The following is an 18,250-nucleotide window of genomic DNA, read 5'->3' on the forward strand; positions in this document are numbered from 1 at the left end:
GTGGAGGCGGCGGGGCTCCTTACAGGGGCGTGTCTGAGTGACGCCCAGGGGCGGGGTGTGGGCCCGGCGGTATCACGGCCCTCGCCAACGCGGCAGAGCTGTCAACGGCGACACCCTGTGGGCGGAAGCGGCGGGCGCTGCCCGTTGGCGCGTGCCGGGGCGATGCCCACGGGGCGGCGGCCCCCTCGGCGGACGGAAACTGCGGCGACACCCTCGGGCGCACGTGAGCCAGGCCAGCGCGGTGGGAAGCTGCCCGCCCTGAGCGACGGCTTCATCTCGCCCCAGCAGCCGCCGTCGGACACGAGGACACCCCATGGGAGCAAGCAACACCCACCCTGCGTAAGCGCGCGCTTGAGCGACGCCGACAGGGCGCTCACCCGCCAGTCATACGGCTCCGTCGAGCCCGGCGGCCGTCGTCAAGCGCGACGGCACCCGGTGGGCACAAACGGCGCCGGTACCTCGTGGGCGCCTGGAGGACACCGGCGGGAGCGGGGCGCCGCCCGCCACCAGGCAGCCTCGTCCGGCGCCCCGGTGCCGCGTCACATCCGCGAGACGTTCCTCTCGTAGACCAGTCGCAGGCCGATCAGTGTCAGCCAGGGCTCGTGTTCGTCGATGACCGAGGCTTCGCCGAGGACCATCGGGGCCAGGCCGCCGGTCGCGATGACGGTGACGTCCTCGGGGTCGTCGGCCAGTTCCTTGGCCATGCGGGTGACGACGCCGTCGACCTGGCCGGCGAAGCCGTAGACGATGCCCGACTGCATCGCCTCGACGGTGTTCTTGCCGATCACGCTGCGCGGCCGGGCGACCTCGATCTTGCGGAGTTGGGCGCCCTTGACGCCGAGTGCCTCGACCGAGATCTCGATACCGGGGGCGATGACACCGCCGATGTACTCCCCGCGCGCGGAGACCGCGTCGAACGTGGTCGCCGTACCGAAGTCGACGACGATCGCGGGGCCGCCGTAGAGCTCGACCGCGGCGACCGCGTTGATGATGCGGTCCGCGCCGACCTCCTTGGGGTTGTCGGTGAGGATCGGGACGCCCGTCTTGACGCCCGGTTCGACGAGGACGGCGGGCACGTCGCCGTAGTAGCGGCGGGTGACCTCGCGCAGTTCGTGCAGGACGGACGGGACGGTGGCGCAGATCGCGATGCCATCGATGCCGTCGCCCAGCTCCTCTCCGAGGAGCGGGTGCATGCCCATCAGACCCTGGAGGAGGACGGCGAGTTCGTCGGCGGTGCGGCGCGCGTCCGTGGAGATGCGCCAGTGCTCGATGATCTCCTCGCCGTCGAACAGGCCGAGGACGGTGTGCGTGTTGCCCACGTCGATCGTGAGGAGCATGACTACTGCGCCTCACGGAGGTCGAGGCCGATGTCCAGGATCGGCGCGGAGTGGGTCAGGGCTCCAACGGCGAGGTAGTCCACCCCGGTGTCGGCGTACACCTTGGCGTTGTCCAGGGTGAGCCGGCCCGAGGCCTCCAGGGCGGCGCGGCCGTCCACGATGCCGACGGCCTCCGCGCACTCCCCGGGCGTGAAGTTGTCCAGCAGGATCAGGTCGGCGCCGGCGTCCAGGACGTCGCGGAGCTGGTGCAGGGTGTCGACCTCGACCTCGATCGGCACGTCCGGGAAGGCCTCCCGTACGGCCTTGAAGGCCTGGGCCACGCCGCCCGCGGCGACCACGTGGTTGTCCTTGACGAGGGCCGCGTCCGAGAGCGACATGCGGTGGTTGACGCCACCGCCGCAGCGGACCGCGTACTTCTCCAGGGAGCGCAGTCCGGGCGTCGTCTTGCGGGTGTCGCGGACCTTCGTCTTCGTGCCCTCCAGCGCGTCGGCCCACGCGCGCGTGGCGGTCGCGATGCCGGAGAGGCGGCACAGGATGTTGAGCGCGCTGCGCTCGGCGGTCAGCAGGTCACGCGTGCGCGTGGTGACCGACAGAAGCTTCTGTCCGGCCTCCACGTGATCGCCGTCCTCCACGTGCCGCTCGACCTCGAACTCGTCGGTGCAGACCACGGAGACCACCGCTTCGGCGACCCTGAGGCCCGCCACGACACCGGCCTCGCGCGCGGTGAAGTCGGCGGTGGCGACGGCCTCTTCGGGGATGGTCGCCACGGTCGTGACGTCGACGCCGCCCGCCAGGTCCTCCTGGATGGCGACATTGGCGATGTCCTCGACCTCCAGGGGGTCGAGTCCGGCGTCGGCCAGAAGCTCGGCGAGCGCGGGGTCGAGACCGCACACGGCGTACTCTGCGGCCTCGGCATCGTCGCCCGCGCCACAGGCACAGCCGTCGCCGCAACCACCGCTGTCGACGAGGGGAAGGTCGTGGGTGCTCACTTCTGTCACTGCTCCTGGGGACGGTGCTGCCGGGTCGGGGGGAAGTCTGCGGTGTCCGTGGTGTGTACGGCCAGCGTGCGGTCGGGATTCAGCCGTACGACGATGTGGCGGCGCCAGGCGGTGTCGTCGCGCTCGGCGTGGTCCTCGCGCCAGTGACAGCCCCGGGTCTCCTCGCGCCGCTCGGCGGCGGTGACCAGGACGCGGGCCACGCACAGGAGGTTGGTGGCCTCCCAGGTGTCGACGCCGGGCTCGGCGGTCTTGCCGTTCTCGTCGAGGGCGTCACGGGCGTCGCTGTGCAGCCGCTGGAGCTGTCCGGCGGCCCTGGCGAGGGAGTCGGCGGAGCGCAGGACGCCCGCGCCCTCGGTCATGATCCGCTGGATCGCGAAGCGGGCCTCGGGGGCGAGCAGCGGGTGCGCGGGCTTCTGGGGGTGCGGGACCGGCTCGGGCACGCGCGCGTGGAGGGTGTTCTCGGCCTGGCTCCCGGTGATGTCCGCGACGATCCGCTCGGCGTAGACGAGGCCTTCGAGAAGGGAGTTGGAGGCGAGCCGGTTCGCGCCGTGCACGCCGGTGCAGGCGACCTCTCCGCACGCGTACAGGCCGGGGACGGTCGTACGGCCCCGGGAGTCGGTGCGGACGCCGCCGGAGGCGTAGTGGGCGGCCGGGGCGACCGGCACGGGCTCGGTGACCGGGTCGATGCCGTGGCTGCGGCAGGCGGCGAGGATCGTCGGGAAGCGGTGCTCCCACATGTCGGCGCCGAAGTGCCGGGCGTCCAGGAACATGTGCTCGGCGTCCTGCTCCTGCATGCGCCGCATGATGCCCTTGGCGACGATGTCCCGGGGCGCCAGCTCGGCCAGTTCGTGCTGGCCCAGCATGAAGCGCACGCCGTCGGCGTCGACCAGGTGGGCACCCTCGCCGCGCACCGCCTCGGAGACCAGGGGCTGCTGGCCCTCCGCGTCGGCGCCGAGGAACAGCACGGTGGGGTGGAACTGCACGAACTCCAGGTCGGAGACCTCGGCGCCCGCGCGGAGGGCGAGGGCGACCCCGTCGCCGGTCGACACGGACGGGTTGGTGGTCGCCGAGAAGACCTGCCCCATGCCACCCGTCGCGAGGACCACGGCGGGCGCGTGCACGGCGCCCACACCGTCGTGCTGGCCCTCGCCCATGACGTGCAGGGTGACGCCCGCGGTACAGCCCTCGGCGTCCGTCAGAAGGTCCAGCACGAGCGCGTTCTCGATCGTGCGCAGCCCACGCGCGTGTACGGCCTCGACGAGTGCCCTGGAGACCTCCGCGCCGGTCGCGTCGCCGCCGGCGTGCGCGATACGGCGGCGGTGGTGGCCGCCCTCGCGGGCCAGCTCCAGTCCTCCTTCGGAGGACTCGTCGAAGTGGGCACCGGTCTCGATGAGTCGTCGCACGGCGTCGGGGCCCTCGGTGACGAGGATCCGTACGGCCTCCTCGTCGCACAGGCCCGCGCCGGCCACCAGGGTGTCGTCCAGGTGCTGTTCGGGGGTGTCGCCCTCCCCGAGGGCCGCGGCGATGCCGCCCTGGGCCCAGCGGGTGGAGCCGTCGTCGAGGCGGGCCTTGGTGACGACGACCGTGCGCAGCCCGGCCGCCTCGCAGCGCAGGGCGGCGGTCAGGCCGGCCACTCCGGAGCCGACGACCACCACGTCCGCGTCGATGGACCACCCGGGGGCGGGCGCGTGCAGTCGTATGCCTGTGCTGGTCACGAGGCGGCTCCGAGGGTTCCGAAAGCGAGTGGGATGTTGTCGATCAGCCGGGTCGTCCCGACCCGGGCGGCGACGGCGAGGACGGCCTCCCCGGTGAAGTCCTCGTCGACGTCCGTGAAGTCGGAGGGGTCGACCAGGGCGAGGTAGTCCAGGACGAGCGGCGGGTCCAGGCGGGCGGCGTCGTCCAGGACCAGGCGGGCGGCGGCGCGGACGGACGCCGGGTTGCCCGGACCGGGGGCGGCCTTGGCGACGGCGTGTGCGTCGGCCGCCGCGCGGGACTCCCCCAGGGCGCTGAGCGCCTCGGCACGCGCGTGCGTGGCGGGCACCTCACGGGCCCGCGCGCGGAGCGCCTCCTGGGCGGCGTGCCGGTCGCGGCCCGCGAACAGGGCCTGGGAGAGGGCGAGCGCGGTGCGCCGCTCCCGGGGGGACAGATAGCGGTTGCGGCTGGACAGGGCCAGGCCGTCGGTCTCGCGCACGGTCGGCACGCCGACGATCTCCATGCCGAAGTTCAGGTCGCGCACCATGCGGCGGATCAGGGCGAGCTGCTGGGCGTCCTTCTGGCCGAACAGGGCGGCGTCGGGACGGGTGAGGTGCAGCAGCTTGGCGACGACGGTGAGCATGCCGTCGAAGTGGCCGGGGCGGACCGCGCCCTCCAGGCGTTCGCCCATGGGGCCCGCCGAGATGCGGACCCGGGGTTCGCCGCCGGGGTAGACCTCGTCCGCGGAGGGCGCGAACACGACGTCCGCGCCCGCCTGTTCGGCGATCTTGAGGTCGGCGTCCAAGGTGCGCGGGTAGCGGTCGAGGTCCTCGCCCTTGCCGAACTGCAGCGGGTTCACGAACACGGTGACCACGACTTCGCCGTCCGGTCCGGCGATCTCGCGGGCCGTGCGGACGAGCGTGGCGTGGCCCTCGTGCAGGGCGCCCATCGTCATCACGACGGCGCGACGGCCCGTGCGCGTGCGTGCGTGGAGTTCGTCGGCGGTGCGCAGCAAGGTGGTGGTCATCCGGCATCTCCCTCGGTGCCGTTGGCGAGCACCCCGAGGAGGTCCTCGGCGAGCTCCGGCTTCAGCAGCCCGTGGGCCAGGGCGCGGTCGGCGGTCGCGCGGGCCATCGCCAGATAGCCGGCGACGGTCTGCGGGGCGTGCTTGCGCAACTCGGTGACGTGCGCGGCGACGGTGCCCGCGTCCCCGCGCGCGACGGGGCCGGTGAGGGCCGCGTCGCCGGAGCGCAGGGCGTTGTCCAGGGCGGCGCCCAGCAGCGGGCCGAGCATCCGGTCGGGGGCCTCGACACCGGCCGTGCGCAGGAGCTCCATGGACTCGGCGACCAGGGTGACCAGGTGGTTGGCGCCCAGGGCGAGGGCCGCGTGATAGAGCGGGCGGCTCTCCTCGGCGATCCACTCGGGCTCGCCGCCCATCTCGATCACCAGGGCCTCGGCGGCCAGCCGCAGTTCCTCGGGCGCGGTGACCCCGAAGGAGCATCCGGCGAGCCGCTGGACGTCCACAGGAGTGCCCGTGAACGTCATCGCGGGGTGCAGGGCCAGCGGCAGCGCGCCGACCCGCAGAGCGGGGTCCAGGACCTTCGCGCCGTACCGCCCGGAGGTGTGCACGAGCAGTTGCCCGGGGCGTACGGCCCCGGTGTCGGCGAGGCCCTCGACGAGCCCGGGCAGGGCGTCGTCCGGGACGGTCAGCAGCACCAGGTCCGAGCGCTCCAGCACCTGCGCGGGCGTGACCACTGGCACGTCCGGGAGCATCAGCGCGGCCCGCCGCCTGGACGCGTCCGACACCCCGGAGACGGCCACCGGGCGGTGCCCGGCCAGCTGGAGCGAGGCGGCCAGCGCGGGGCCCACCCGGCCGGCGCCGACGACACCGACGGCGAGCCGCGCGGGGCGGTCCTTGGGCTCTGGCTGTTGGAATGTACTCACGCGACGGCGGCCTTCCCGTTCCAGTCCGCTCCGGGTACCGGACGATTTCTCGTCATGTTAACGCGATCGGTTCGAGAGGCGTCCGGTTGTCCACAGGCTGTGGGTTGTCGCACAGCCGCGCCGTACCGGAAAGCCTGTGGAAATCCAGGTGCTCCGTCGGACCCGCGCCGGGCATCATCCGGAGCATGAGCGATACGGCGGAACAGGGCGAAGAGCAGGCGGAGCAGGGCGACCAGGGAGCGGAGCCGACAGCCGACGAGGAACGCGTCCTGGCGCTCCGCAAACGGCGCCTCAGCGCGAACCGGAACGCGGAGCGTGCCCTCGCGCGCCTCGGCTTCCTGGGCACGCTCCGGGAACGGCTCGACTTCGTACAGGAGGCGGCCGAGCTGTACGACCTCGACGAGACGTCGGACATGTACGGCGGCGGCATCGTCGAGACCCTGGAGAAGCGGGTCGCCGAACTGCTTGGCAAGGAGGCCGCGGCCTTCTTCCCCACGGGCACGATGGCGCAGCAGGTCGCCCTGCGCTGCTGGGCCGGCCGCACCGGCAACCCGACCGTCGCCCTGCACCCGCTCGCCCATCCCGAAGTGCACGAACGGGACGCGATCAGCCAGGTCAGCGGGCTCCGCCCGGTCCATGTGACGAGCGAGCCCCGACAGCCGACCGCCGACGAGATACGCGACTTCCCGGAGCCCTTCGGAACGCTGATGCTCGAACTGCCCCTCCGGGACGCCGGTTTGGTCCTGCCCTCCTGGGAGGAACTCTCCGCCGTCGTCGAGGCCGCCCGCGAACGCGACGCGGTGGTCCACTTCGACGGCGCCCGCCTCTGGGAGTCCACCCCGCACTTCGGCCGGCCGCTGGACGAGATCGCCGACCTCGCCGACAGCGTCTACGTGTCGTTCTACAAGTCCCTCGAAGGCCTCGGCGGCGCCGCGCTCGTCGGCCCGAAGACCCTGATCGACGAGGCGAAGACCTGGCGGCACCGCTACGGAGGCATGGTCTTCCAGCAGTTCCCCACCGCGCTGACGGCCCTCGCGGGCCTGGACCGGGAACTCCCCCGGCTCCCCCAGTACGTGGCCCACGCGCGCGTGGTCGCCGAGGCGCTGCGCGAGGGGTTCGCGGCGGCCGGGGTGCCCTGGACACGCGTCCACCCCGAGCAGCCGCACACGAACGAGTTCCAGGTCTGGCTGCCGTACGACCTCGGCACCGTCACGGAGGCCGCGATCCGCCAGGCAGAGGAGACGAAGACCGCCCTCTTCTCCAATCCCTGGGACGCGAAGGGCCCGGGCCTGGCGGTCACCGAGGTCTACGTCCGCGCCGCCGCCCTGGAGTGGACGGCCGACGACGTGAAGGCGGCGGTCGCGGACTTCGTGGTCCGGCTGAAGGAGGAGACGGCCGGCTAGGAGGCGGCGGGGCGGATCAGCGGCGGATTGCCGGAACGGCCGCCCACGAGGGTGTGGGCATTGCGGTCGAGGGCTGTCAGCCGACGGGACGCGAGCGCGGGCGGGTCATCTGCGGGCGGCACGCGCGCGTTGTCACCCACCGGCACGCAGGGGCCGACGGCCATGAAGGCGTGCGGAGCACGAGAAAGCCGTCGGCAGGCGGGCCGCGGAACCGGCCGACAGCAGGGCTGCACGCAGACTCCGGTGCCGGTGGCCGAACTACGCGCGCGGGCCGACGGCAGCCGGGACGCCGACGCTGATGTCAGCCGGGCCGAACGCAAGCGAGGGGGCCCATGGTCGGCACGTGCGCGGGTCGTCACGCGTTGCACGTGGACGTCTCGTGGACCCGGCGCCATGGTCTCCACCCGTGCGTGCCGTCAGGCGTAGCACCTGAACGTCTCGTGGACCTGGCGCCGTGGACTGCACGCGCGCGTGGCCTCACCAAGCGGAACGCGCCCGCGGGCGCAGCCACCGGCCCAGAGCCCGCCGTAGCCGACCGTGAGCCGGGCGTTCCGCGACGACCGCGCGGAACCGCCGGTAGCCGCGCAGCTCGCGGGCCGTCCGCCAGTCGTGGGTGCCGGGCGGGGGCGGCGGGGTCTCGCCGAGGCGTTGGGCGCGGTGGGTGTCGAGGAAGTACTGCTGGGTGATGCTCACGACTCCACGCTGCGCCGCTCCCCCGTGGCTGTCGCGTCGATTGACGGGCGCTGTCAAACGACGGGGCGTTGTCAGTGGCGGGGTGCACGATTGGGGACATGAGCGTGCACATCGACATCACCGGGCTGCGGCCGGAGCGGATCACCTTCGCGCCCTCGCCGCTGGGCGAGCTGTGCATGGCGCTGCACGCGATGTCCGAGCCGGGGCACCACCCCGGCCTCCAGGCCTGGGTCACCGGCGTCACCGCCCGGCTCGATCCGCATCTGGCCGACCGGATGTGCGAGGCGGACTTCCTGTGGAGGTCGACGTTCTCCGACCTGTTCCTGCCGTACGCGGGCATCCCGGGCCGGAGCACGCTCCCCGGGGCCACGCTCGCCGAGGAGCTGGACCTGCTGGACAAGCTGACGGACGAGCAGTTCGTCGACGCGGCGATGGAGTTCACCACCTGCGCGATCTCCTACAGCACGGGCGGACCCGGCCCGCTCACCGACGCCGGGATCCGGCGGCGCGCCCTGGAGCAGGCGGCAGCGCGCGGGCCGCATCAACTGGCGTTCACCGAGCGGCTGTTGGCCGACCCGCCGCGGACCAGGGCGTGGCTGCGGCAGTTCCTGGAGGACTGCGACGAGGCGTTCTTCGCGGAGACCTGGTCCCGGACGCACCACCAACTCGCGGCCGACGCCCGCCACAAGACGGACCTCCTGCACCACAAGGGCCTGGCGGAGGCGCTGACCTCGATGTCCACCGCGGTGACCCTCGACGAGAGCGCCACCCGTATCACGATCGACAAGCTCGGCACCGGCCGTACGGCGACCAAGGACGGCGGCCTCCTCCTGGTGCCCACGGCCCTGGGCTGGCCGCACCTGACGGTCCTGTACCGGTACGGCTGGCAGCCCGTCGTGCACTACCCCGTGCACAACACCCCCAAGATCACCGCACCGACCTCCCTGGAGCAGCTGACCCTGCGGATGACCGCCCTGTCCCACCCGGTCCGCATGCGCCTGTGCCGCAGCCTGGCCCGCAGCGCGTTCACCACCAGCGAGCTGACCCAGGTGCACGGCATGACCGCCCCCGAGATATCCCGCCACCTCGGCGTCCTGAAGAAGGCCGGCCTGATCACCACCCGCCGCCGCGGCCGCTACGTCCTGCACCAGCTGGACGTCACGATGGTGGCCCGCCTGGGCAGCGACTTCCTGGAGGGCATCCTCAGATAGGCGGCACCGGACGGACAGCGGCCCCGTGTCGCCGTAGACCGTCGGCGGTCTCCTCGGCCGTCAGCCGTGGCCGCCCGCCCGTACCAGCCCCGTCTCGTACGCCAGGACGACGACCTGCACCCGGTCCCGCAGGCCGAGCTTGGTCAGGATGCGGCCGACGTGGGTCTTCACGGTCGCCTCGGACAGCACCAGGCGGGCCGCGATCTCGCCGTTGGACAGGCCCTGGGCGACGAGGATCATGACCTCGCGCTCGCGCTCGGTGAGGCGCTCCAGCTCCTTGTGCCGGGGCTCCTTCCCGGTGGCGGGCAGCATCGGGGCGAAGCGGTCCAGGAGGCGGCGGGTCGTCGAGGGCGCCACCACGGCGTCCCCGCTGTGCACCGAGCGGATCGCGGTGAGGAGTTCGCCGGGCGGCACGTCCTTGAGCATGAAGCCGGAGGCGCCGGCCTTCAGCCCGGAGAAGGCGTACTCGTCGAGGTCGAAGGTGGTCAGGATCAGCACCTTCGGCGGGTTCTCGCCCTGGCAGATGCGGCGGGTGGTCTCCACCCCGTCCAGCTTCGGCATACGGACGTCCATCAGGACCACGTCGACCGCGGTCGCGGCGAGCACCTGAAGGGCCTCGACGCCGTCGCCCGCCTCGGCGACGACCTCCATGTCCGGCTGGGCGGCGAGCACCATCCGGAACCCGGTGCGCAGCAGCACCTGGTCGTCGACGAGCATCACGCGGATCGCCATCGGGTCCTCTTCCGTTCCGTCAACAGGATCGTTCAACAAGTGGTTCAACAGGTCGTTCAACAATTCGTTACAGGTGTCACTGCCCGGCGTACGACAGGTCAGTGCGCGGGTTTCAGCGGCAGCAGCGCGCTGATACGGAAGCCGCCACCGGGCCGCGGTCCCGCGTCGAGCGTGCCCCCGACCATGCCCACCCGCTCACGCATACCGATCAGACCATGCCCCTGGCCGTCGGCGCCGCCCTCCTCGTACAGCTCGTGCGGGGCGCCCTTGCCGTCGTCCTCGACGAGCAGCCCGAGTCCGTCGTCGAAGTAGACCAGCCGCACACTGGCACCCGTGTTCGGGCCGCCGTGCTTGCGGGTGTTGGTGAGCGCCTCCTGGACGATGCGATACGCCGTCAGCTCGACGCCGCTGGGCAGCGGGCGCGGGGTGCCCTCGACCTTGAAGTCGACGGGCAGTCCGGACGTACGGCACTGCTCGACCAGGTCGTCGATCTGCTCGACGTCCGGCTGCGGCACGTACTCGCCGGCCTCCTTGTGCTCGCCGGTGCGCAGCACGCCCAGCAGGCGGCGCATCTCGGCGAGGGCCTGGCGGCCGGTGGAGGAGATCGTCTCCAGGGCCTTCTTCGCCTGGTCCGGCGCGGAGTCGAGGACATAGGCGGCGCCGTCGGCCTGGACGACCATCACCGACACGTTGTGCGCGACCACGTCGTGCAGCTCGCGTGCGATCCGGGCGCGCTCGGCGGCGACGGCGACCTTCGCCTGCGCCTCGCGCTCCTTCTCCAGCCGGGCGGCACGCTCCTCCAACTGCGCGAAGTACGCGCGCCGGGTGCGCATCGAGTCGCCGAGCACCCAGGCCAGCGCGAACGGCACCGTCTGGAAGATCGCCAGCGCGACCAGCCCGGCGGAACTGGTGTGCTCCTGCGGCCAGCGGATCTGCGCCAGGGTCGCCGCGGACAGACCGGCGGCCAGGGCGAAGCGGGAGGCCCAGCGGGCACCGATCGCGGCGACCGTGTAGACGATCACCAGCATGGCGAAGTCGGCCACCACGGGCTCGACGTCGAGGACCAGTTGCGCGAGGCCCGTCGCACTGGCCAGGACGAGCATCTTCTCCGGCCAGCGGCGGCGCAGCGCGATCGCCACACACATGACGGCGGACGCCGCGATCGCCCCGGCGGTCGTCCCGTGCCGGCCCGACTCGTAGCTGGTACTCGCGATGCTCACGCCGCTCAGCCCCAGCAGGAAGACAGCCCAGAAGGTGTCGACCCATGTCGGGTGTCTGCGGAGGAAGTCGTAGAGGCGCTGCACGTAACCCAGCGTAGGGATGCGTGCAGTGTGCCGGGGTCAACCGGAGGATCGATCCGTATACGTCCGGCGTACTCCCCAAGGTGGAGGCCCCGTTGTCCTGTGCACTTAGTCTGACCACGTGACGGAAGACACCACGGGCCGGTGGCGCGGCTGGCGGACGGCGGCCGAGGAGGCCCTGTACGGGCCCGAGGGCTTCTACCGCCGGCCCGAGGGACCCGCCGGACACTTCCGTACGTCCGTGCACGCGTCGGCGCTCTTCGCGGGCGCCGTGGCACGGCTGCTGTGCCGCGTGGACGAGGCCCTCGACAAGCCCGCCGCGCTGGACTTCGTGGACCTGGCCGCGGGCCGCGGTGAACTGGTGACCGGCGTGCTCGCCGCGCTGCCGCCCGAAGTGGCCGCACGCGTGCGTGCCTACGCCGTCGAGATCGCCGACCGCCCCGTAGGACTCGATCCCCGCGTCGAGTGGCTGACCGAGCTCCCGAAGGGGATCACCGGGCTGCTGTTCGCCAACGAGTGGCTGGACAACGTCCCCGTGGAGGTGGCCGAGGTCGACCCCACCGGCGTACCGCGTCTCGTGCTCGTGCGGGAGGACGGGACCGAGCGGCTCGGGGACCCCCTCTCCGGTGCGGAGGCCGAGTGGCTCGCCCGGTGGTGGCCGCAGGCGCCCGAGGAAGGGCTGCGCGCCGAGATCGGCCTCCCCAGGGACACGGCCTGGGCGTCCGCCGTCGCCACCGTCGACCGGGGGCTCGCGATCGCCGTCGACTACGCGCACACCCGGGACACCCGCCCCCCGTTCGGCACCCTCACCGGCTTCCGCGAGGGCCGCGAGACGGCGCCCGTACCGGACGGCTCGTGCGACATCACGGCGCACGTCGCCCTGGACGCCTGTGCGGAAGCGGGCGCGACGGCGGCCAATGTGGCAAGCACGCTCCCCGGTGCACGCCTGCTCACCCAACGCGCCGCCCTGCGCGCCCTCGGCGTCACAGGCACGCGCCCCCCGCTCACGCTGGCCTCCACCGACCCCGCGGCCTACGTCCGAGCGCTCGCGGGCGCCGGTGAAGCCGCCGAACTCACCGCGTCGGGCGGCCTCGGCGACTTCGGCTGGCTCGTGCAGTCGGTTGGAGTTCCGGACCCGCTCCAGGAGCCGTAACGCGCCCCAATGGCCGCCGATTTCGCCTACTTGTCGATGTCTCCGACCACGAAGAACAACGACCCCAGGATCGCCACCATGTCCGCCACCAGCGTCCCCGGCAGCAGCACCGCGAGCGCCTGGATGTTGTTGTAGGACGCCGAGCGCAGCTTCAGCCGGTACGGGGTCTTCTCGCCCTTGCTGACCAGGTAGTAGCCGTTGATCCCGAGCGGGTTCTCGGTCCACGCGTACGTGTGCCCCTCGGGCGCCTTCAGGACCTTCGGGAGCCGCTGGTTGATCGGGCCCGGCTCCAGCTCGGCGAGCCGGTCGAGGCAGGCGTCCGCGAGGTCGAGCGCGTTGTGGGTCTGCTCCAGGAGCACCTCGAAGCGGGCGAGACAGTCGCCCTCCTGCCGTGTGACGACCTTCAGGGTGTCCTGGAGTTCGCCGTACGCGAGGTACGGCTCGTCGCGCCGCAGGTCGAAGTCGACGCCCGTGGCGCGCGCGATGGGCCCGCTCACTCCGTAGGCGTGCACGGCCTCCGCCGACAGTTCACCGACCCCGCGCGTGCGGCCCCGGAAGATCTCGTTGCCGAGCACCAGGTCGTCGAAGCGGTCCATCCGGGAGCGCACGGCGGCGACGGCCTCACGCGCGCGTACCGTCCAGCCCGCGGGGACGTCCTCCTTGAGGCCGCCGACACGGTTGAACATGTAGTGCATGCGCCCGCCGGAGACCTCCTCCATGACGTTCTGGAGCACCTCGCGTTCCCGGAACGCGTAGAACACCGGGGTGATACCGCCGAGTTCGAGGGGGTACGACCCCAGGAACATCAGGTGGTTGAGCACCCGGTTCAGCTCGGCGAGCAGGGTGCGCGTCCACACCGCGCGCGGGGGGACCTCCATGCCGAGCATGCGCTCCACGGCGAGGACGACGCCGAGTTCGTTCGAGAAGGCCGACAGCCAGTCGTGGCGGTTGGCGAGCATGATGATCTGGCGGTAGTCGCGCGCTTCGAAGAGCTTCTCGGCGCCGCGGTGCATATAGCCGATCACCGGCTCCGCGTGCTGGATGCGCTCGCCGTCCAGGACGAGCCGCAGCCGCAGCACACCGTGCGTGGAGGGGTGCTGGGGGCCGATGTTGAGCACCATGTCGGTGCTCTCCGCGGCGCCGCCGATCCCGACCATGGTCTCCGTCGTGGGAGTCATGGGCACAGTCTCTCGTACGTACGCTTGCGCCATGGAAACGGGGACTGCCGCGCAGGACGGCGCGGCGCGCGAGCCGGTGTGGACCGGGCTGCCGCCGGGGCTGCTGAAGATGCGACGGCTGTTGCTGGTGGTGTGGCTGGGGCTGCTGGCCGTGGCCCTCGGGGTGCCACTGGGGCTGTTCGCCGGCTCCGGGTGGGCGGCGTTCGCGCTGCTGCCGCTCGCCCTGATGGCGTGGGGCTGGGTACTCCTGGGCCGCAACTGGCGCTCCTGGAAGTACGCCGAGCGCGCCGACGACCTGCTGATCAGCAGGGGCGTGCTGTGGCACCACGAGACGATCGTGCCCTACGGACGGATGCAGCTCGTGGAGGTGACCTCGGGGCCCGTGGAGCGGCACTTCGGGCTGGCCAGCGTGCAGTTGCACACGGCGGCCGCGGCGACCGACGCGACCATCCCGGGGCTGGTACCGGCCGAGGCCGAGCGGCTGCGCGACCGGCTCACCGAGCTGGGCGAGGCCCGATCGGCGGGGCTGTGACGACGCCGGGCGCCGACAAGGACGCACCCGGGGCCACCGAGGCCGTACGGGAGCAAGTGCCGGTCGTGGAGCGGCGGTTGCATCCGGTGACGCCGTTGCGCCGGGCGTGGGCGCCGGTCGCCGTCATCATCGGGTGGGCGGTGCACGACCCCAACCAGGCGCAGGAACAGCTGACGAGGCTGACCACCATCACCCTCCTGATCGGGCTGGCCGTGATCGTGCCGGCCGCCGGTCTGTACGGCTTCCTGACCTGGTGGTTCACGCACTTCGCGGTGACCGACACCGAACTGCGCATCCGTACCGGGCTGTTGTTCCGGCGCACCGCGCACATCCGGCTGGAGCGCATCCAGGCCGTCGACGTGACACAGCCCCTCCTCGCGCGCGTGGCGGGCGTCGCCAAGCTGAAGCTGGACGTCGTAGGGACCGACAAGAAGGACGAACTCGCCTTCCTGGGCGAGGGCGAGGCGCGGGCGCTGCGGGCCGAACTCCTCGCGCGGGCGGCCGGGTTCGCGCCCGAGACCGCGCACGAGGTCGGCGAGGCGCCCGCGCGGCAGCTGCTGCACGTGCCGGCCGGGGTCCTCGCGGTGTCCCTGGTGCTGACCGGCGCCACCTGGGGATCGCTGGCCGCCGCACTCGTCGTACCGCCGCTCCTGTGGTTCGCCACGCACAGCGTGTGGACGGTCCTCGCGACCGCGCTGCCGCTGCTGGGCGCGGCGGGCGCGAGCAGTGTGGGGCGGTTCGTCGGCGAGTACGACTGGACGGTGGGCGAGTCCCCGGACGGGCTGCGCATCGACCACGGGCTGCTGGACCGCACGCACGAGACGGTGCCTCCGGGCCGGGTGCAGACCGTGCGGATCGTGGAGCCGCTGCTGTGGCGGCGGCGCGGCTGGGTGCGGGTCGAGCTGGACGTGGCCGGGTCGTCCAACTCCGTGCTGGTGCCGGTCGCCCCGCGCGAGATCGCCGAGGCGGTCGTCGCGCGCGTGCTGCCCGGCGTGACCGTGCCGCCCCGCGAGGCGCTGTCCCGACCGCCGCGACAGGCGGGCCGGTGCATGCCGTTGTGGTGGCGCGGCTACGGCATCGCGGTCACCGACACGGTCTTCGCGTCCCGGCACGGCCTGCTCCGCCGGAGCCTGGCGCTGGTACCGCACGCGAAGGTGCAGAGCGTACGGCTGGGCCAGGGGCCCTGGGAGCGCCTCTGGGGGCTCGCCGAGGTGCACGTGGACACGGGGGCCAACAAGACCGTCACCGCGCGTCTGCGGGGCGCGGAGGAGGCCGCGGAGCTGCTCCGCGGCCAGGCCGAGCGGTCACGGACGGGCCGCAGGGACGCGCGCCCGGACCGCTGGATGGCCTGAGGGTCGGTCAGGAGGCGGCGCTGCGCAGCCCGTGGAGGTTGATCTGCTCGGTCTCGTCGTGGGCCGTCAGGTCGATGACCTGGCCGGCGCCGACATCGCGCGACCGCTCGTCGGCCGGCTTGAACTGCGCCTCCGCCTCCGCCTTGTGCACGGCGAGGGCCTCCTCGCCCACCACGTCGGCGAGATCCTGGTTCTGCACGGCGTCCATCGCGGCGGACGTCGTGCCCTTCTGCATGCCGAAGAAGTCGAAGCCCCCCTCGATCATCGGGCGCCGTACGGGAGACGCCGGTACGACCGCCACCGCGGTCGGCACGGTGAAGTGCCCGGACGGCTTTGCGGAGGGGGCGGGCGGTGCGGGCTTCGCGGCCGGGGGAACGGCGGCCGCGTGCTCATGCCCGTCGACCGCCTCGGGCTTCCCCTCCGCCTCGTCCTCCTGCGCGGCCTCCGACCCGGTACCGCCGCTGTCGGCCCGCACCGGGGCGGGCTCGGGCCGCGCGGAGTCGTCGTCCTTCGGAGCGAGGTCCTTCGGCGCGGGGTCGCTCGGCGCGGAGCCCTTCGGCGCGGGCGCCGGCGTCTCTTTGTCGTCGTCGAGCCGGACCAGCGCCGCCTTGGCGCGCAGGAACAGCTTGGACCCCTCCGGGGAGAACACCGTGGACTCCGCGGGCTTCTCCGCTACGGCCTCGGAGTCCGCGACGACGTCGGCCGCCTCCGACTCGTCGTCCTCGGTGTCACCCTCGGCGTCGGTGTCGGTCTCGTCGTCGGAGTCCGTCTCGTCCTCGGAGTCGACCGAAGCAGCCACAGCCTCGGTGTCGTCCGTCTCGACATCGTCGTCCTGGAGCTCCAGGTCCGCGTTCGCGTCCACGTCCGCCGAGGCGTCCTCGTCGCCGTCCGCCGGAACCGGTGGCAACGCGCGCGCGGGTTCCGCGGCCTCTATCTCCAGCAGGCGGCGGCCCTCCAGGGCGCTCGCTCGCTCGGTCTCGGCCGTGGCGTACCGGCGCAGCAGGGCCGCGTGTTCGTTGCGCAGGCCCGCCAGCTCCGTGCGCTTGGCGCGCAGCTTGTGCTCCAGCTTGACGCGGAGTTCGCGCGACTCGTCGAGGTCGGACTCAAGCTCGGCGAGCCGCTCCTCGTAGCGCCACTCGTCGCTCGTACGCGCGCGTATCAGGTCGGCCACCTGCTTGCCCGCCTGTGTGTCCCAGCGGCGCATGAACGCCGCCCCGACGAGCGCGGTCGCGGCGGCGATCGCCGCGACTATGCGGAGCGCCGCCGGCTGCGAGAAGACCCAGGGCCCGAAGGCACAGACGAGCGACACGCCTGCGATCGCCGAGGGGGGCAACAGCCGGTGCAACGGCGGGGAATGGCGGTGACGTCCACGTGGCATGGCCAGAAACTTACCGCGCGTAGGCGAATCATGGTGCCCCGCCCGGTAAAAACACAGCCACCCCTATTCCCTCACACGGATTCAGAGGTCACTTCCACCAGTCGGTGAGCCGCCCGCTGATCCACTGGAGGGCCGGCGGGATCTCCCGTCGCCAGGTGTTGAAGTTGTGCCCGCCGCTGTCCAGGATGATCGACGCGATACGGGTGGAGTTCTTGGCCTTCACCTGGTCGATGAATTTCAGGGTGTCTTTGTAGTTGTGTTCCCCGATCCTGCTGCTGGTGACGAGCAGTGAGGTGTCGGGCGCCGGCCGGTGCTTGAGGTACCACGACAGGTTCGCCTCGTTCCGCAGCCTGCCGTTGCCCTGGAAGAGGTCACCCGTGGTGGGGTCGCTCGGCGCCTTGTAGTACGGCGACAGGCCGACCCCTGCGGCGTACACCCCGGGGTGGTGCATGGCGAGCTTCAGGGCGCAGTAACCGCCCGTGGAATCGCCGATGATGCCCCAGCTCCCGGGCTTTTTGCCCACCCTGTAGTGGGCCGCCACGGCGTCGGGAAGGTCCTTGGCGAAGAACGACTCGGTCTGCGGCCCGCCCGGAACGTCCACGCACTCCGTGTCGCGCGGCGGCGCCACCGTGGGCCGCATCATCACCAGGATCATCGGCTGCATCCGGCCCGCCCTGGCCAACTGCAGGGCCGTGCGCGGGTAGTTCAGCTTGTCGACGAGCGCCTGGGCGGTGCCCGGGTACCCCGTGAGGACGACCGTCGCCGGGAACGAGCGCGTGCGGTACTGCGGCTGGAAGTACTCCGGCGGGAGGTACACGTACGCGGGGGTGGCGATGTGGGTCGTACGACCGACTATGTCGACCCGCTGCACCTGGCCCACGCTCTGCGGCCGCGAGGAGCCGCCCGGTGCGTCCACCCGCCGGGTCTCGACCACTTGGACCGGTCCGCCCGCGCCCTGGAGCGCCGAGTTGTCGACGACCACTCCCTGGTCGGTCTCCTTGCCGAACAGGTCGGCCCAGCTGGCGTAGAAACCGAAGGCCTGGTTGGCGCCGAGGCCGACCGAGACGAAGACCACCAACTGCGTTGCCAGCAGCAGGCCCACGCGTCCGCTGACGGCCCGCCAGTTGCGTCTGGCCAGGCGGGGCCACAGCCATACTGTGCCGATGAACAGCAGCACGGCGCAGACGACCGCCAGTACCAGCACTTTCCTGCTCGTGAGTCCCATCAGCTGCCCCGCCTGCGCTTTCCGCCCATGGCGCACGCAAGTTTCGCGAACGCTTGCCCCGGGCTTTCCTCTGCCTTTGAACCGGCTTTTCGGTGAGGAAGGAACCTCCTTCCCCTAGACA

At 72.3% G+C, this 18,250-nt stretch carries 17 protein-coding genes; 5 read left to right on the plus strand and 12 right to left on the minus strand.

From position 1 onward, the window contains the following. Positions 1 to 539: 539 nt before the first annotated feature. The 5 genes from OG226_RS23030 to OG226_RS23050 are packed head-to-tail and all read right to left on the minus strand — an operon-like array spanning position 540 to position 5,971. Complete coding sequence (locus tag OG226_RS23030) at positions 540 to 1,337, minus strand: type III pantothenate kinase (protein ID WP_200680630.1); 798 nt, start codon at positions 1,335 to 1,337, stop codon at positions 540 to 542. A gap of 2 nt (positions 1,338 to 1,339) precedes the next feature. Further along, the gene (gene nadC / locus OG226_RS23035; protein ID WP_328680483.1) at positions 1,340 to 2,326 is read right to left on the minus strand and encodes a carboxylating nicotinate-nucleotide diphosphorylase; all 987 of its coding nucleotides are present in this window, start codon (positions 2,324 to 2,326) and stop codon (positions 1,340 to 1,342) included. A gap of 5 nt (positions 2,327 to 2,331) precedes the next feature. After that, positions 2,332 to 4,050, minus strand: a complete 1,719-nt coding sequence (locus OG226_RS23040; RefSeq protein WP_329349883.1) for an L-aspartate oxidase — start codon at positions 4,048 to 4,050, stop codon at positions 2,332 to 2,334. Further along, positions 4,047 to 5,054, minus strand: coding sequence for a pantoate--beta-alanine ligase (gene panC, locus OG226_RS23045; RefSeq protein ID WP_329349884.1), 1,008 nt, complete (start codon positions 5,052 to 5,054; stop codon positions 4,047 to 4,049). The genes OG226_RS23040 and panC overlap by 4 nt, the downstream gene beginning before the upstream one ends. Next, complete coding sequence (locus OG226_RS23050; RefSeq protein ID WP_328680489.1) at positions 5,051 to 5,971, minus strand: Rossmann-like and DUF2520 domain-containing protein; 921 nt, start codon at positions 5,969 to 5,971, stop codon at positions 5,051 to 5,053. Before OG226_RS23050 ends, panC begins: the two co-directional genes overlap by 4 nt. 185 nt (positions 5,972 to 6,156) lie before the next feature. Here OG226_RS23050 and OG226_RS23055 point away from each other — a divergent pair, with 185 nt between their 5' ends. Beyond that, positions 6,157 to 7,374 carry a threonine aldolase family protein gene (locus tag OG226_RS23055; RefSeq protein ID WP_329349885.1) on the plus strand — a complete coding sequence of 406 codons (1,218 nt, stop codon included), beginning with the start codon at positions 6,157 to 6,159 and terminating at the stop codon, positions 7,372 to 7,374. Here the strand turns inward: OG226_RS23055 and OG226_RS23060 are convergent. Together OG226_RS23060 and OG226_RS23065 are read right to left on the minus strand one after the other, a co-directional pair. Next, complete coding sequence (locus OG226_RS23060) at positions 7,371 to 7,496, minus strand: hypothetical protein (protein ID WP_329349886.1); 126 nt, start codon at positions 7,494 to 7,496, stop codon at positions 7,371 to 7,373. The genes OG226_RS23055 and OG226_RS23060 overlap by 4 nt on opposite strands. Positions 7,497 to 7,851: 355 nt before the next feature. Next, on the minus strand, positions 7,852 to 8,067 hold the full coding sequence (locus OG226_RS23065) for a hypothetical protein (protein WP_328680496.1): 216 nt from the start codon (positions 8,065 to 8,067) through the stop codon (positions 7,852 to 7,854). A 98-nt stretch (positions 8,068 to 8,165) separates the two neighbouring features. Between OG226_RS23065 and OG226_RS23070 the strand changes: the two genes are divergently transcribed. After that, positions 8,166 to 9,278: a DUF5937 family protein gene (locus tag OG226_RS23070; RefSeq protein WP_329349887.1), complete on the plus strand. Its 1,113-nt coding sequence runs from the start codon at positions 8,166 to 8,168 to the stop codon at positions 9,276 to 9,278. Between the two features lie 60 nt (positions 9,279 to 9,338). On the opposite strand, the gene OG226_RS23075 is transcribed toward OG226_RS23070, so the two are convergent. Beyond that, positions 9,339 to 10,010 (minus strand): response regulator transcription factor, encoded by a 672-nt coding sequence (locus OG226_RS23075; protein WP_327402229.1) that lies wholly within the window; start codon positions 10,008 to 10,010, stop codon positions 9,339 to 9,341. A 98-nt stretch (positions 10,011 to 10,108) separates the two neighbouring features. After that, positions 10,109 to 11,314, minus strand: a complete 1,206-nt coding sequence (locus tag OG226_RS23080) for a sensor histidine kinase (protein ID WP_328680501.1) — start codon at positions 11,312 to 11,314, stop codon at positions 10,109 to 10,111. Positions 11,315 to 11,432: 118 nt separating this feature from the next. Between OG226_RS23080 and OG226_RS23085 the strand changes: the two genes are divergently transcribed. Further along, positions 11,433 to 12,464 carry an SAM-dependent methyltransferase gene (locus OG226_RS23085; RefSeq protein ID WP_329349888.1) on the plus strand — a complete coding sequence of 344 codons (1,032 nt, stop codon included), beginning with the start codon at positions 11,433 to 11,435 and terminating at the stop codon, positions 12,462 to 12,464. Between the two features lie 26 nt (positions 12,465 to 12,490). Here OG226_RS23085 and OG226_RS23090 read toward each other — a convergent pair whose 3' ends face one another. Continuing rightward, the gene (locus tag OG226_RS23090) at positions 12,491 to 13,642 is read right to left on the minus strand and encodes an NADH-quinone oxidoreductase subunit D (RefSeq protein WP_329349889.1); all 1,152 of its coding nucleotides are present in this window, start codon (positions 13,640 to 13,642) and stop codon (positions 12,491 to 12,493) included. A gap of 31 nt (positions 13,643 to 13,673) precedes the next feature. Between OG226_RS23090 and OG226_RS23095 the strand changes: the two genes are divergently transcribed. Both OG226_RS23095 and OG226_RS23100 read left to right on the plus strand, forming a co-directional pair. Next, positions 13,674 to 14,174 (plus strand): PH domain-containing protein, encoded by a 501-nt coding sequence (locus OG226_RS23095; protein WP_328680509.1) that lies wholly within the window; start codon positions 13,674 to 13,676, stop codon positions 14,172 to 14,174. Further along, a complete protein-coding gene (locus OG226_RS23100) occupies positions 14,171 to 15,526 on the plus strand; it encodes a PH domain-containing protein (protein ID WP_329349890.1) in 1,356 nt (451 codons plus the stop codon). The genes OG226_RS23095 and OG226_RS23100 overlap by 4 nt, the downstream gene beginning before the upstream one ends. 7 nt (positions 15,527 to 15,533) lie before the next feature. On the opposite strand, the gene OG226_RS23105 is transcribed toward OG226_RS23100, so the two are convergent. Together OG226_RS23105 and OG226_RS23110 are read right to left on the minus strand one after the other, a co-directional pair. Then, positions 15,534 to 16,904: a hypothetical protein gene (locus tag OG226_RS23105; protein WP_329349891.1), complete on the minus strand. Its 1,371-nt coding sequence runs from the start codon at positions 16,902 to 16,904 to the stop codon at positions 15,534 to 15,536. Positions 16,905 to 16,992: 88 nt separating this feature from the next. Further along, on the minus strand, positions 16,993 to 18,129 hold the full coding sequence (locus OG226_RS23110; protein WP_328680513.1) for an alpha/beta hydrolase: 1,137 nt from the start codon (positions 18,127 to 18,129) through the stop codon (positions 16,993 to 16,995). Positions 18,130 to 18,250 lie beyond the last annotated feature (121 nt).

This window comes from Streptomyces sp. NBC_01261 (genome assembly GCF_036226385.1).
In the GTDB taxonomy this organism is placed as follows: Bacteria; Actinomycetota; Actinomycetes; order Streptomycetales; family Streptomycetaceae; genus Streptomyces.

What these genes read in the sequence shown, in the direction of transcription:
- OG226_RS23030 (WP_200680630.1), bottom strand. Translation starts at nt 1,337, where the DNA reads ATGCTCCTCACGATCGACGTGGGCAACACGCACACCGTCCTCGGCCTG.
- panC (WP_329349884.1), bottom strand. Translation starts at nt 5,054, where the DNA reads ATGACCACCACCTTGCTGCGCACCGCCGACGAACTCCACGCACGCACG.
- OG226_RS23055 (WP_329349885.1), top strand. Translation starts at nt 6,157, where the DNA reads ATGAGCGATACGGCGGAACAGGGCGAAGAGCAGGCGGAGCAGGGCGAC.
- OG226_RS23070 (WP_329349887.1), top strand. Translation starts at nt 8,166, where the DNA reads ATGAGCGTGCACATCGACATCACCGGGCTGCGGCCGGAGCGGATCACC.
- OG226_RS23075 (WP_327402229.1), bottom strand. Translation starts at nt 10,010, where the DNA reads ATGGCGATCCGCGTGATGCTCGTCGACGACCAGGTGCTGCTGCGCACC.
- OG226_RS23090 (WP_329349889.1), bottom strand. Translation starts at nt 13,642, where the DNA reads ATGACTCCCACGACGGAGACCATGGTCGGGATCGGCGGCGCCGCGGAG.
- OG226_RS23095 (WP_328680509.1), top strand. Translation starts at nt 13,674, where the DNA reads ATGGAAACGGGGACTGCCGCGCAGGACGGCGCGGCGCGCGAGCCGGTG.
- OG226_RS23105 (WP_329349891.1), bottom strand. Translation starts at nt 16,904, where the DNA reads ATGCCACGTGGACGTCACCGCCATTCCCCGCCGTTGCACCGGCTGTTG.
- OG226_RS23110 (WP_328680513.1), bottom strand. Translation starts at nt 18,129, where the DNA reads ATGGGACTCACGAGCAGGAAAGTGCTGGTACTGGCGGTCGTCTGCGCC.